This window comes from Portibacter lacus (assembly GCF_021533215.1).
GTDB classification, from domain to species: domain Bacteria; phylum Bacteroidota; class Bacteroidia; order Chitinophagales; family Saprospiraceae; genus Portibacter; species Portibacter lacus.
On record NZ_JAJNKA010000001.1, the window covers coordinates 297,866 to 312,381 of the forward strand.

Annotated in this window: 10 protein-coding genes; 5 read left to right on the plus strand and 5 right to left on the minus strand. The window is 35.8% G+C overall.

The window, feature by feature from the left end:
* The first annotated feature begins 79 nt into the window (after positions 1-79).
* The 3 genes from pyrH to L2586_RS01085 all read left to right on the plus strand — a co-directional run bounded on the left by pyrH (position 80) and on the right by L2586_RS01085 (position 4,077).
* A complete protein-coding gene (gene pyrH / locus L2586_RS01075) occupies positions 80-793 on the plus strand; it encodes a UMP kinase (protein ID WP_235290909.1) in 714 nt (237 codons plus the stop codon).
* Positions 794-1,020: 227 nt separating this feature from the next.
* On the plus strand, positions 1,021-2,019 hold the full coding sequence (locus tag L2586_RS01080; protein ID WP_235290910.1) for a metallophosphoesterase family protein: 999 nt from the start codon (positions 1,021-1,023) through the stop codon (positions 2,017-2,019).
* Positions 2,020-2,199: 180 nt separating this feature from the next.
* The gene (locus L2586_RS01085; RefSeq protein ID WP_235290911.1) at positions 2,200-4,077 is read left to right on the plus strand and encodes a tail fiber domain-containing protein; all 1,878 of its coding nucleotides are present in this window, start codon (positions 2,200-2,202) and stop codon (positions 4,075-4,077) included.
* 91 nt (positions 4,078-4,168) lie between these two features.
* Here the strand turns inward: L2586_RS01085 and htpG are convergent, their stop codons facing one another.
* The gene (htpG, locus tag L2586_RS01090; protein WP_235290912.1) at positions 4,169-6,034 is read right to left on the minus strand and encodes a molecular chaperone HtpG; all 1,866 of its coding nucleotides are present in this window, start codon (positions 6,032-6,034) and stop codon (positions 4,169-4,171) included.
* Positions 6,035-6,911: 877 nt separating this feature from the next.
* Between htpG and L2586_RS01095 the strand changes: the two genes are divergently transcribed.
* Both L2586_RS01095 and L2586_RS01100 read left to right on the plus strand, forming a co-directional pair.
* On the plus strand, positions 6,912-7,922 hold the full coding sequence (locus L2586_RS01095; protein WP_235290913.1) for a glycine-rich domain-containing protein: 1,011 nt from the start codon (positions 6,912-6,914) through the stop codon (positions 7,920-7,922).
* A gap of 181 nt (positions 7,923-8,103) precedes the next feature.
* Positions 8,104-9,135, plus strand: a complete 1,032-nt coding sequence (locus tag L2586_RS01100) for an IPTL-CTERM sorting domain-containing protein (protein WP_235290914.1) — start codon at positions 8,104-8,106, stop codon at positions 9,133-9,135.
* A 344-nt stretch (positions 9,136-9,479) separates the two neighbouring features.
* Here L2586_RS01100 and L2586_RS01105 read toward each other — a convergent pair whose 3' ends face one another.
* Genes L2586_RS01105 through L2586_RS01120 form a run of 4 tightly spaced genes read right to left on the minus strand, consistent with a single transcriptional unit; the run spans position 9,480 to position 14,407 of the window.
* Positions 9,480-10,244, minus strand: coding sequence for an exodeoxyribonuclease III (locus L2586_RS01105; RefSeq protein WP_235290915.1), 765 nt, complete (start codon positions 10,242-10,244; stop codon positions 9,480-9,482).
* The gene (locus L2586_RS01110) at positions 10,245-11,606 is read right to left on the minus strand and encodes a peptidylprolyl isomerase (protein ID WP_235290916.1); all 1,362 of its coding nucleotides are present in this window, start codon (positions 11,604-11,606) and stop codon (positions 10,245-10,247) included.
* The gene (locus L2586_RS01115) at positions 11,607-12,443 is read right to left on the minus strand and encodes a hypothetical protein (RefSeq protein ID WP_235290917.1); all 837 of its coding nucleotides are present in this window, start codon (positions 12,441-12,443) and stop codon (positions 11,607-11,609) included. It lies immediately after the preceding gene.
* Positions 12,440-14,407 (minus strand): peptidylprolyl isomerase, encoded by a 1,968-nt coding sequence (locus L2586_RS01120; protein ID WP_235290918.1) that lies wholly within the window; start codon positions 14,405-14,407, stop codon positions 12,440-12,442. The genes L2586_RS01115 and L2586_RS01120 overlap by 4 nt, the downstream gene beginning before the upstream one ends.
* Between the last annotated feature and the right edge of the window lie 109 nt (positions 14,408-14,516).

A 14,516-nucleotide genomic window follows, 5' to 3' on the forward strand; every position in this document is an offset into this window, starting at 1 on the left:
TTAAAAAGAGCGAATATTTTATTCGCTCTTTTTTTTTGGCTAGGTGTTATTATATTGCACTTATAATCGAAGAAACAAGATGAAGCTTAAGTATAAACGAGTACTGCTTAAATTAAGTGGAGAATCATTAATTGGTGAAAAGCAATTTGGTATATCTCCTAAAATGTTAGTTCATTATGCGAAACAAGTTAAGCAGCTAGTGGACTTAGGTGTTGAAATTGCTATCGTAATCGGTGGAGGCAATATATTCAGAGGCCTTCAAGCCGAGGAATCTGGAATCGAAAGAGTGCAAGGTGATTACATGGGTATGTTAGCTACCTGTATCAATGGAATGGCTCTTCAAAGTGCTATGGAAGCTCATGGCATTTTTACTAGACTTATCTCTGCTATCGAAATGCAAGAAATTGCAGAACCATACATAAGACGAAGAGCAATCCGTCACCTAGAAAAAGGTAGAGTTGTCATCTTTTCTGCTGGAACGGGAAGTCCATATTTTACAACTGATTCTGCGGCAGCGTTAAGAGCTAATGAAATAGGTGCAGATGTAATTCTGAAAGGAACGCGTGTAGATGGTATCTATAGTGCTGATCCTGAACTCGATCCTACTGCTGAAAGATTCACGAAGGTTTCATTCGCTAAAGTAATTAGTCTCGGCCTTAAAGTGATGGATATGACTGCATTCACTTTGTGTAGAGAGAATGATCTCCCGATCATTGTTTTCAACATTGGCGATGATACGAACCTTAAGAGAATCGTTCAAGGAGAAGAGGTCGGTACGCTAGTGGAAGGGTAGGACATCATTTAAAGTTTAGAGGTGAAAGTTTAAAGGGCGTACATGCCTGAATAGGGTTACCAGATATTAGTATATACGTTCTGATATCTTTCTATAAGCTTGTTTTTACCTTTCAAACAAACAACTTACCAGTCCTAATTCGATAGCTATAACAATTAAATAATAGGTTGATTTAATCTTTTTCCTTAATTTTTTACTACTTTATCTAACGTAAGGAAATCGCAGAAATGAAGAAACACCTAAATTCTAGAAGAGATTTTATAAAACAGACCTCTATAGGTATTGCAGCAACTGGAATACTGTCTAAATGGTACCCATTCGCCAGCAAAATCACATCATCTGCTTCTGAAAAAGTTCAATTTGGTTTCATTACCGATCTACATCATGGTCTCTGCAAAGGAGCAATCGATAGGTTACAAATATTCTTAGATGAAGCGTCCTCTAAATCTTTAGATTTCATTATGCAAGGTGGTGATTTTTGTTTCTCAGAACCTGCCGCTCAGGAGTGTGTAGACCTTTGGAATACTTATGCTGGAGAGAAATACCACGTGCTGGGAAATCATGATATGGATAAAGGTTCGAAAGAAGATATTATGAAGTTGTGGGGCATGAAGGAAAAATACTATTCCTTTGATAAAGGAGATTTTCACTTTGTAATCTTAGATGGTAATTACATCAAGAAGGATGGTGAATACGTGGATTATGGGCATGCTAATTTTTACATTGACCAAGAAAAGAGAAGCCTCTTTTCACCTGAACAAATCGAGTGGCTAAAACAGGATCTTGCTGGGACTGAAAAACAAACAGTCATTATTTCTCATCAAGCGTTGGATGAAATTTGGGATGGATGGTCTTCACCAAGCAGATTCGAAATTCGGGAAGTAATTGATGAGGCAAATAATAACTTTGAATTTCAGAAAGTGATTGCTTGTTTCTGCGGTCATCATCATGTCGATGAGCATAGTATTATTAACGATGTTCATTATTTTCAGATGAATAGTGCGTCGTATTATTGGGCTGGAAAAGGTTTTGGTTCAGATGGACCGATGGCTATGTACACTAAACCGCTTTATGCTTTTATAACTATTAGTCCAGATGGAAAAATCAAAATTGAAGGAAAAAAAGGTGATTTCGTAAGTCCAAGTCCAAAAGAAAAAGGGCATCCAGATGCGCCTCGACTTTCTGCATCTATCAGTTCAGTAGATACTCGTTTTGAGCATAAATGATTGCTTATAGTCCAGATTCTAGCTCAGATAGGAGCGTCTGTTTCTGATAAGAAGGTTGTTGAATAAGTAAGGACACATAATGACTCATTGCTATTTAGGCTTAACTAAGTCAATGTTTTATGGTTCTATAATTCTGATCAATTTGTAAGAGAAATTAATGCTTCTCAAATTAGTCAGCTCATGAAACATAGATTCCTTTTCTTCCTTTTATTTTCATTCAGCATATCTACTCTAGTTGTTGCTCAAAATGTAGGAATCAATATTGATTCTCCTAAATATTTAATGGATATCCGAAGCACGAATGATAATGCTAGTGGTGGAGAGTTGCAACTAGCGACACCTTCCGAATCAAATTTTCTGAGATTTTTTGGAGGAAGACTTGATGACAGGAATCCTTTTATAGGATTTAATGACTTGGATACTTTTCATTTAATAACAACACTTTCTGATTTCTCTACCTACAAAAGAAGAATGACCTTATTTCCGAATGGGAAAATGGGACTTGGAACTGATCAACCACAATCGGAATTAGATATTCGTACAAATGCAGTAGATGATGGAGGTGAGATTCATCTGAGTAACGCTGATGCTTCTTACTTTCTTCGTTTATTCAGTGGCAAACCAAGTAATCCACGCCCTTCTATTTTTTGGAATTTCGAAAGTGATTTTGAATTGGCCAGATTCGATGGGAATGTGAACTATCAACCATTTCTTCGTTTAGATGGAAAACGAATTCACGTTTTAAATAATAATGGCTCCGTTTTCTTAGGTGAGAATACTGGATTAAGCGATAATGGATCTTTTAATACTGCTATAGGAAGTTTTAGTTTGCAAAATAATGTTTCAGGGATAAGAAATACAGTTTTAGGATATCGTGCTGGAAGTGGTTCGAATGTAGGAAGTAATTTTTCGGGTAATGTGCTAATAGGATATGAAGCGGGTTTAAATATTACTGGAAGTAATCGGTTATATATTGAGAATTCCTCATCGGCAACTCCTTTAATTTACGGTGAATTTGATAATAACCTGGTGCGAATTAATGGAAGACAAGAGATTACTGGTTCGCTTGAACTGAATAGGGGAATACTATCTGGTGTTGCCATAAATGTAAATGGCCAAGAGGCTTTGTGGAGCAATGGAAACTATTTTAGTTATGGATTCGGGACACCATATAATTACTTTGCTAAACCGATAAAGATCGGTCCTATAGAAGGATCTACTGTTCCGTATGCGGACTTGCAAATAGTAGATAATGCTGGCAATGCGAGTATTTCCGTTGAGTCTATCAGTAATGATGCGATACTGCAGCTGTCTGGTGCCACGAATAGTCAGAACGATGGCTGGACAATACGTCGCAGAAGTGATGGAGATTTAGAATGGAGGCATAATAACATAAGCAAAATGAAACTTACTTCTTTCGGAAGACTAGGAATAGGCACAACTTCGCCTTCCCATATTTTAGAAGTCGCTGGAAATACTAGGTTCTATCAAAGTATTAATTCAGCTAGCCCCAACGATCTTTTCGTAGGAACCATCGAAAACACGAGTAATAACAATAACTTTAGAAACAATGGGTTGCAAATTATTGCAGGACATAATACGATAGGCGGGGGGACTACACGTTCGATGTATATTAGTTTTGCTAAACCTAATGGGACCATTATAGGCGCCATTTCTCAGCTCGATAATAATTCGATAGTATATTATGAGTCATCTGATGAACGACTTAAGGAAGAGATTCAGCCAACGAGGGTGGGAATTGAAACCTTAATGAATATCAACGTTCGGGATTACAAGTGGAAGAATGGAAATGAGGATGCAATTCCTACCACTGGCTTTATTGCGCAAGAGCTTTATGAAATCTATCCTATCGCAGCAAAAAAAGGAGGCGAAGATGAAACGGTAGACCCTTGGCAAATTGCTCCTAAGCAACTCATCCCATTAATGGTGAAAAGCATTCAGGATCAGCAGCATACAATAGAAACCTTACGCGAAGAAAATAATGTGCTATCAGCTCGACTAGATCGTCTAGAGAAATTACTGGACGAGAAAAATTAAAATCATAATCTTAAGTAACCCATTGAAAAAGCGGGTTTCCATATTCAATGGAACCCGCTTTTTTTCTTTATTTATTAACCATCAACTAAGATTATGATGCGTATTCTAAACTTTGTTTGATAAACTTACTCAAAGCTTCTCCTTTCAGCATGTTTTGATTCAACATCGCTAACTTCCTTAGGTAGTCTGCAAACTGCTCTCGCTTCTCTTCACTCTTCATCTTAATTAACTTATCTGCAACCAATGGATGATTGGTATTCACAACAACGTTGTAACTATCTGGAAAATCTCCCATTCCCATTCCTTGTAACTGTTGCATTTCCTTCATCCTTCTCATGAATTCTGGCTTTGTTAAAACAACAGGATGATCATTCGGTGAAAGTGCTTTCAACTCAATCGATGATCCTTTATCATTAATCACCTTTTCAAAAATACCTTTTACCTTCTCTTGCTCCTTTTCAGAAAGAACAGATTCTTTAACCTCATCCGTTTGAACTAAGTTGTCTACTGTATCCGAATCCACTCTTACGAATGTTGTATCCTTTAATTTGTATTCTAATTGTTGGATGAAGTGATTATCGATTACCGTGTCAAATTCTAGCACATCATATCCTGCTTCTTTTGCAGAATTGATGTAACTGAAGTGATCTTCTTTATTATTCGTATAAAGGTGAACCAACTTTCCGTTTTTATCGGTTTGATTAGCCTTGATTTTTTCTGCATACTCTTCGAAAGTGAAATACTCGTCATCAACATTTTTGAACAAAGCGAATTTTTCAGCTTTCTCATAAAATTTCTCTTCAGAGATCATTCCATACTTAACGAAAACACTAATTTCTTTCCATTTTGCCTCGAATTCTTTTCTATCTTCTTTGAATAAAGAATTCAATTTGTCAGCTACTTTCTTCGTAATGTAACTCGTGATTTTCTTCACATTAGCATCTGACTGTAAGTAAGAACGAGAAACATTTAATGGGATATCCGGCGAGTCGATCACACCATGAAGTAATGTTAAGAATTCAGGTACGATTTCTTTTACGTCATCTGTTACGTAGACTTGGTTACTATATAACTGAATCTTATTCTTCTGAACTTCCATGCTGTTGTTCAGCTTTGGAAAATATAGAATTCCAGTTAGATTAAATGGATAATCAATATTCAAGTGAATCCAGAAAAGTGGATCAGCAGAATATGGATATAATACCTTGTAGAACTCTTTGTATTGTTCTTCTTCAATGTTAGTTGGAGAATTTTTCCATAAAGGCGCTACCGCGTTGATAATATTATCTACTTCTGTTTCTACGCTTTTCTTATCGTCACCTTCTCCCTCAAAAGTAGTCTCAGTCTTTGTTCCGAAACGAATAGGGAAAGGAAGGAATTTCGCATATTTGACAAGTAGTTCTTCAATTTTCGATTTTTCTAAGTACTCTGTACTTTCATCGTTAATGTGAAGAATAACATCTGTTCCTCTAAAGTCTTTTTTAGTAGTCTCTATTTCATACTCTGGATTTCCGTCACATATCCATCTTACTGGTTTTACGGATTTCTTATAAGACTTCGTTACTACTTCTACTTTATCAGCAACCATAAATGCTGAATAAAATCCAAGACCGAAATGCCCGATAATCGTAGCGTCGTCTTTATATTTTTTCAAGAATGATTCCGCACTTGAAAAGGCTACTTGATTTAAAAACTTCTTTACTTCAGCTTCTGACATTCCGAGACCTCTATCTCTTATGGTCAATGTTTTAGCTTCTTTGTCAAGAATAATGTCAATGGTTAAGTCTCCGATGTCTCCATCTACTTCACCTCTAGCACTTAAAGTTTTTAGTTTAGATGTTGCATCTGTAGCATTAGCTACAATTTCCCTAAGGAATATTTCCTGATCTGAATACAGGAATTTTTTGATGATTGGGAAGATATTCTCGGTCTGAACCGATATATGTCCTTTTTCCATAATTGTTTGTTTTTTGATTACGAAACTGATAGTTCAAAGCCTGTGCCACCAAGAATTATGTGACATAATGACGTAAAATAGATGTGTAACGGCTTTAGTTATTGTCAATTTGGCTGCGTATTTTTTAAAACTTGCTAAAATGCCACTTTGCTGAGTTGTCTGAATCGCGATCGCCTAATTAAATATGTATTTATTAAATATGTTTTAAGTGATTATGTTAAGTCCAATATCATAAAGAGTAATATGAATGGATATTTTTTGATGTGTAAACTACTTTACATTTGGTATATGTGAAACTGATTTTGGCAAGATATGTGGACTATGGCTAACTGTACAAATAATTAAGGTGAAATACTTTATTTAGTATTATAAAAAGGCCGGTTCACTGGGGGGTAGAACTGGTCTTTTTTTATTTGTCTATTGTTTTAACCTGAGTTCGGTTTTGAAAAGTCTAAAATTCCTCTGGTAAGCGGACGTGGTATAAGATTCAATCAAGGATGTTGAAACATAAATTAAACATACTAAGAGGCTGATTTGCTGCTTCAAATAAATGAAGGCATTTCCCGATTATGATTATTCTGAAATACTATAGTGACTTTTAAAAATTATAATAGTAATAAAAATAGCCATAATTAATTGCTCACCGCAAATGCGTAAAGTTTTTAATTATGGCTATATAGATTGTACTAGTTGTCTTTTATCATATGAATATCCATCTGAGGGAATGGAATTCCGATTCCTGCTTTATCGAATTCTTTCTTAACGCGTTCTTGCATATAAAATTTCACATCCCAGAAATCGGCACTATTACAGAAAGGTCTTGTGCTTAAATTAACAGTATTTTACGCTAGCTAGAAATCCTCAGCGGGATTCAACAATGGCGAGATTTCATATTTACAATAGTGATTTTGGTAATATTGGCACATTTACTGGACACGGAAGATTCGGGATTAATGCAAGTAATCCTGTTGCAGCCTTACATGTGGATGCTCAGGATGATGCAGATCTGATGAGAATTCAAAGAAACAATGCCACAAAATTTAGAATATTCAATAATGATGGGATGGTTTTTGGAGCTAATTGGGCTAATCCTATTGCAGATGTTATTCGATTCGAGACACCCAATATGTTTATTGGATTCGACGGAGATCATGAGCCTGAAGATAGATTAGAAGTAGATGGAGATGTAAGAATAACAGGAGCCATAAAAGCAAATGAACAGGATGGTAGCCCCGGTCAGATATTAACGACTGGTGCTGATGGGAATATTACATGGGCCAGTCCATGTAGTAATAATAGATTTCATGGTTTTCCTCTTCCGGGCACCGTATCGTGGACTGTTCCAGATGGTGTAACTGAGATTATGGTTGAGTTATGGGGTGCTGGAGGTGGAGCTGCATTCGGCGGAGGCGGTGGTGCAGGTGGTTATGTTAAAGCAGTATTTGAAGTTATCCCAGGTGAGAGCATTGCTGTTGTAACTGTAGTAGGAGGAAATGGAACATCCAGTGGTATGAGTAGTACAGCAACAGATGGTGGACATAGTTCCATTTCTGGCACTAATATTTATGCCGCAGTATTAGGAGGAAAGGCCAGCTCTAATACTGCTGTAGGAAATGGAGGGTTATTTAGTGTTTCGCCGCCATATCTAAGTGCAACAGCACAAAAAGGAGAGAGTGGTTATCCTAATGTAAATGGTCCGATTTTTTCTGGAACTTCTAAATTGAGTCATGGCAATGGAGGTCAATCTCCTCATTCCGCAAAGAATTATGGTCAAGGAGAAATTATAATTTTAGTAGAATCTATTCCATCTGATTATTCACCTGGAACTTCTGGAATAACACCTGGAGGGGGCGCTTGGGGGCAGTCAATTTGGAAATACGGGTGGTGACGGTTATGTGATTGTGTGCTGGAATTAATTAGTTAATCAAAAAATGTCTGTTAATCAAGCTTGTATTTACGATTTGGAAAAATAAAATTTTAGTGATTCTAATTAAAATGCATAATTTTTTAGTTTAAAATGGTAAATAAAATAGTACATTTAAATCTTTATTTTATCTCAATAACTTACGATGTCCCGGAAACTATTGAAATCTGTAATCTTTTTTAGTTTATTTTCCTTTTATTATTCTTCTACTTTTTCCCAATCTGCTGTCTATTCTTTTAATGGTGATTTAACAGAATTAAGTGGTACTGGTCCTGATCTTACAACGATCGGAGCTGGAAGTGGTAGCTTTGTTGCTGATCCACTTTTAGGTGGTGAAACAGTTTATGAGTTTACTACTTATCATGGATTGACACTTGACTTAACTGCTGCGGGAATAGACTTGAGTCAGGATTATTCTATACAGTTTTTTTTCCGATTTGATGATATAAGTGGCTATACGAAAATAGCCGATTTTAAAAATTTAACTAGTGATGAAGGTTTATATAATTATGATGGTAGCACTAACTTTTGGCCACACAGTACAGGGTCTGTAGAATTTGTAGCTGGAGAATATGCATATTTCGCAGTTACTAGAAATAGCACGACTAAGGAGTTTAAAGGTTATAATAATCTAGGGACAGAAGTGTTGTCATTTACAGATACCAATGATGATGCTGTTCCGGATGGTAATAATTTAATTCACTTTTTTATTGATGATACAACCACGGGAGGAGACGAAACTAGTGCTGGAGCAGTTTATTATATAAAAGTAAATGATAGAGTCTTGGAGCCAAATGAAATTGTCACAGCATCAAGTGGATGTGGTACATTAACCGAATATTATGTTGATGCAGATGATGATGGTTATGCTAATGGTTCACCTGTTATGTCTTATTGTGATTTGGGAGCTGAATACAAGTTACTTGGAGAACTGAGTGGTACAGAGGTGGATTGTAATGATGGAGATCCTAATCTAACGTTCGAAGGAGCAAGTTGTGATGATGGAGATGCTGGGACTTCAGGAGATGTTGTGGATGGAACTTGCGCATGCGTAGGTTTGCCGGCATCTAGTGTACCTACATTATCTCAATGGGGATTAATAATCCTGTCATTCTTAATATTGATTTTTGCTGTTCAAGGAATTAGACAATCTTATTTTACTTTGAGAGAAGTTTAATTCTGAATATTCATTTTTTGGTAAGGCTACAGTCTTATATGTAGGTTATAAACTTATATTCAGGATTAATTTTTAATGATTTATATATGAATATAGAATAGTAAAACCTTACACTTTCCAGCTATTACTCATGTCCCTCCTCAAAAGTGTCAGGTTAGATAACTAGAAGTTTAAAATTGAAAATAAGATTGTAGTAAAACCTTACACTTTCCAGCTATTACTCATGTCCCTCCTCAAAAGTGTCAGGTTAGATAACTAGAAGTTTAAAATTGAAAATAAGATTGTAGTAAAACCTTACACTTTCCAGCTATTACATATGTTCGTTCCTAAAAGTGTCGGATTGTTTAAAATTTCAGCTCTAATGAAATAGGGCAGTGATCACTTCCCATAATTTGGTCATGGATTTCAGCTGCAACTATGTTTTCTGATAGTCTTTCATCTACTAAGAAGTAATCTAATCTCCACCCTGCATTCCTAGCTCTTGCCCCTGTTCGCATACTCCAGAAAGAGTACTGGACTTTTTCCGGGTGCAGCTTTCTAAATGAGTCGACTAAACCAACATTTTGTAAGCCAGTCATGCCGTCTATTTCAACTTGTGTATATCCTGAAGTCTTGTTATAATTTGATTTAGGATTGGCTAAGTCAATTTCACTATGTGCAACATTGAAATCACCTGTAACGATGACGGGTTTCTTCTTTTTTAAATCGGCTAAATAATTAGCAAAATCTTTATCCCAAGTAGACCGATAATCTAATTTTTTCAAGCCTGCTCCTGAATTAGGAACATAAACATTGACAAGAAAAAAGTGATCGTGCTCTGTTGTAAGGACTCTGCCTTCCTGCATATGCTCTTCTTTTCCAATTCCAGCTGAAACCTGCATTGGTTCTTGCTTAGAAATAGTAGCAACACCTGAGTAGCCTTTTTTAACGGCTGATCTGCTTACAATATTAAAATCTTCTAGGTCGCTTAACGCTTCACTAACTTGATCATCTTGCGCCTTGGTTTCTTGGATACAATATATATCTGCATCAGCATCCTTTACCTCATTGATAAAGTTCTTCTTAACTGCTGCTCTTACTCCATTAACGTTCCAAGAAACAATTTTCATTTATTGACTTTTTACTTCTAACCAATTCTGAATGTTGTCACATCCACTATACAAATCATCTATCTCCATGTAGGTATTGTTTAATTTTGAAACAATCCAATCATTGAAATATTCATTCTTTTTACTCTCAATGGCAAATTTCTGCAATCTAGAGTAGTCTTGCTTAAGGTTAGCAATGTGTGGTTTTGTTTTTGATTGAACTTGAACAATCCTAAACATTGGATCACCTTTTCTATCTTGATATTCGATAGGTGCTGAAACTTCATTAACCTCTAACTCCTCTATTCCGAAGTAGATTTCCGGTGGTAATTCGTTCGTAGAATAAAATGTAGTATTAGTTTGTGGATTAGTCATTCGACCATTATTATTGTAACTCTCTATTTTCTTGTTAGAGTATTTCTTAACAGCCGCTTGAAAGCTTATAGAATCAGCAGTAATGGCAAGAGATAAAGAGTCTAAGAATTGCTTAGTTCGCTCGATATCTGAATCCGTAACTTCTGGAGTAATAAGGATATGTCGAGTTTTGATTAAGTTACCTCTTCTATCCAGCAATTGGATTAAGTGATATCCGAATTCCGATTCTACCAGTTCAGAAATTTCATCTCTTTCTAGGTTGTATGCTACAGCCTCAAATTCAGATACAAAACTTCCTCTTTTCGTCCAACCTAAGTCACCACCTTTTGACCCTGAGCCTAAATCATCAGAAAATTGCTTTGCTAATGCAGCAAAATCAGCGCTGTCATTCACTATTTGGTTTCTAATATCTAATAACCTTTTATAAGATAAATCTTTTGATGAATCACTTGCTTCAGGCTTTATGACTATTTCTGCTAATTCAACCTCTGCATTTAATAAGGGAATAGAATCTTTAGGAATATTTTCATAGAAAGCGACTACTTCCTCTGGTCGTATGATAACTTCATTAATGATCTGAGCCTGCATTCTTTCTGAGAGTAATTGATTCTTCAGGTCTTCTCTCATCCACTCCTTAACTTCATTCACGGTCTGGCCATAATACTCAACGAAGAATTCTTCATTATTACCCATCTGACCTAGAATGTTTTCAATTCTAAATTCTAATTGTGCTTCTACTTCATCGTCACCCACTTCGATACTATCTAACTTGGCTTGATTCACCATGATCTTCTGAGCAATAATACTTTCGATCACTTCACACTTAGATTCTGGTGGCGATGATGGTTGAGATTGCTTAAGGTAAGAAAACTGCTTCTCTACATCAGAAAGTAGAATATATTCACTACCTACTTTTGCGACCACTTTATCGATGACCTTACCTTTTAACTGGGCATTTGCAGATGTAACAAATAATAATAGAGTAAAAACTCCAATGAAATACTTCATTTATATATTTATTTTAACGTTGTTATTGTTAGAATACTTGTCGTAAAGTTCTTGCATCAAGTTGTCAAACAACTCTGTCTGTCTTTTGTGCAAAATTACTTTAGCGGCTTGATCTTTAATATAGGATAACGGCGCAATTTCGTTTTTGTCCTCGTATGCGCTCACTTTTATATAATATTTAAAGTTTCCTGAAGATTTGCTTTTCGCATCTTTCGACTTTAAATCATTATAATTCCAGAATGACTTAGGGAATAATGCATTGAGATCTTTCCAAGTATACCATTGGTAAGGATCTGTTAATTTAACTTCGAATAAATTGTCATCCTCCTCCGAAAGCTCATGGTATTTCTTGTCTTTCCAAAGTTTGTCTAACCTTTCAAAATTAGGACTGTCCTTCTTGATCTTCAGAAAAATACCACTTAGAATATGCTCACTTAACTTAAATTGTGTCTTCTGATCTTCATAGTAAGCCTCTAGTTGCGCTTGTGTGACAGAAGTGTCTAAGTTCTCTTCTACGAGTTGCTGTCTATAAGTCATAAGAATTAGTGAAGATCGATAATCATTCACCATTTTTTGGATATCAAGGTCAGCAGGAATGTTACGTTCTGCTTCATGCATCAGAATGGCTTCCCGGACCCATTTTTCTATCAATGATCGTGCATAAAGCGTACTATCTTCTACAGATACTTCTGTTTGTAACAGTGGCTTCAGATCTTCTGCAGTTAATCTCTGATTAAATACTTCAGCGATTACTGGATTATCTGGATCTTCTTGTTCAGCATTAAACTCACAAGAGAAGAAACTCAATAGGACGATATAGCATAGAATTAATCTCAATCCTGAATCAATTTATCTAAAACATCCTGATTAACCTTAACTTCATATTGATCCATCAGACTTTTCACCCATGCTTTATCAAGGCTATCTTGATAGTCAGCAATGATATATCCTCTAGCATCTTTAAGTGTTTTTTGCTTAGAAGGGTAGACTTTTACAATCTTACGAATCTTCCATGTTTTCGTTTTAACATCATATCGTTCGTCAGATATCGCACCTTCTTTGAACTTAATACCTGAAATTTCTAAATCTCCTCTTTCATATGTGCCTTCGTCGAAGGTAATAGGATTTTCTTTAGAGTTCAATTTCTGCATTACTTCTTCATAAGAATGCTTTCTTACATACTTGCTAATTTTCTTAACAAGTTTCACATCTTCTGTTTTAACAAAGTAAGTTTCTAAGTCAGCTCTCTCTTTCCAGACGTAATTGCCTTTATTTTTTTCATAGAAATTTCTTAATCCTACAGTATCTTGAGATGCCTTGTCCCACACATTTATCTTAGTTGCTTCGAACAACAGAATACCTTCTCTATATTCACGCATTAAAGATTCGAACTCTGGGTACTTATCTTCTAAATGTTCTTCTTCATATTTCAAAACCTGATCCTTCAGGTAATCGTTGTATAACTCCATTATAGATTCCTTGATCGGAGCTGTTTTACTAAATCTTAATCGTTTTCTAGTATTCTGCTTAGCTGCATTAGCAAAGCCAATAAGAGAAAAATCTTTATCACCTAATGTGAATACGTCTCCTTGTAAGCTAGGATCGACCTTCCACTTGTATGAATAGAAGGTTTCATCTTGGTCGGCAATAAAACGTTCAAGAACATCTTTGTACTCTACCAAGTTGGCCTCTTTTTTAATGTCCTCAACCATTTGCTCTTTAGCCACTTCATATCTACTATCCTTCTTGATTTCGGCCTGTAGTTTTCTTCTAACTTTCTCGTAAGTTGGTTTTTCTGGCTTAGATATTCTTTTCAGTATATGCCAGCCAATACTTGTTTGCACAGGTTTACTGATATCGCCATCCTTTTCTAGACCAAATGCTGCGTCTTCGAAATCTTTCTCATAAGTACTTATTCCAAAAACGCCAAGATCACCTCCTTTTCCTTTCGTGTTTCCATCTTGAGAGTATCGGGTAACCATTTCTTCAAATGATGCTCCGTCTTGTATTGCTTGATAGATGCTGTCAGCTGTACTTTTTACACCACTTACAAATTTTCCCTTTTCTTTTTTCCGTAAAAGAATGTGAGCTACTTGTATTTCACCACGTGCAGGTCGTTTGTCTATTACTTGTATAATATGAAAGCCTACTCCAGATCTGATCGGTTCTGAAATCTCTCCTTCTTCAAGTTCATACATTGCATTTTCGAACTCGTAGTAACCATTAGGCAACATCGCTGATAAATAATTCAACTCGCCGCCTTGATTTTTTGTATTTACATCTTCACTTTTCACTTTCGCTACTTCTTGGAAGTCCGCCCCATCTTTGATTTCTTTGTAGATCGCATCAATCTTGTCTTTAGCAGCTTGAATCTCATCTGCTGTTGCTCTTTTCAAAGTTCGAACGACGATGTGTCTTACCTTGACATCATATTGCTGTCGATCATATACTTGCTGGACTAACTTCTCAGAAACTTCCTTATCTGTCAAGTAAGAATCAGCCAGTTGCTTTCGATAGCCGGCTAACTCTGTTATAAGCTCAGGAATAGTGTCTAATTCCATATCTCTAGCTTTCTGAACTTTCAATTTGAACTTCTTATAAAGATCAAGATATTCCTCTACACTTTCTTTACTATAATCGGCCTTATCTCCGTTATTTTTATTGTAGATATAATTAAACTCAGAAACGTGTACTGGATTTCCTTCTACAGTAAATAATATCTCGTCTTCATTTTGCCCGTAAGAGCCTATAACACAAGTGATTACTAAAGTAATCGAAAATAGAATTTTTAACATTTTCATTTTTAACCTAGTTGGTTTCAATTAAAGCTGCAAAAATAGCAAAATTATGCAGTTATGTAGTAAGGTTAAACGACTGATCATGCTTATTTTATTGTGATATTTATATTGA

What these genes read in the sequence shown, in the direction of transcription:
- pyrH (WP_235290909.1), top strand. Translation starts at nt 80, where the DNA reads ATGAAGCTTAAGTATAAACGAGTACTGCTTAAATTAAGTGGAGAATCA.
- L2586_RS01100 (WP_235290914.1), top strand. Translation starts at nt 8,104, where the DNA reads ATGTCCCGGAAACTATTGAAATCTGTAATCTTTTTTAGTTTATTTTCC.
- htpG (WP_235290912.1), bottom strand. Translation starts at nt 6,034, where the DNA reads ATGGAAAAAGGACATATATCGGTTCAGACCGAGAATATCTTCCCAATC.
- L2586_RS01095 (WP_235290913.1), top strand. Translation starts at nt 6,912, where the DNA reads ATGGCGAGATTTCATATTTACAATAGTGATTTTGGTAATATTGGCACA.
- L2586_RS01085 (WP_235290911.1), top strand. Translation starts at nt 2,200, where the DNA reads ATGAAACATAGATTCCTTTTCTTCCTTTTATTTTCATTCAGCATATCT.
- L2586_RS01120 (WP_235290918.1), bottom strand. Translation starts at nt 14,407, where the DNA reads ATGAAAATGTTAAAAATTCTATTTTCGATTACTTTAGTAATCACTTGT.
- L2586_RS01080 (WP_235290910.1), top strand. Translation starts at nt 1,021, where the DNA reads ATGAAGAAACACCTAAATTCTAGAAGAGATTTTATAAAACAGACCTCT.
- L2586_RS01105 (WP_235290915.1), bottom strand. Translation starts at nt 10,244, where the DNA reads ATGAAAATTGTTTCTTGGAACGTTAATGGAGTAAGAGCAGCAGTTAAG.
- L2586_RS01110 (WP_235290916.1), bottom strand. Translation starts at nt 11,606, where the DNA reads ATGAAGTATTTCATTGGAGTTTTTACTCTATTATTATTTGTTACATCT.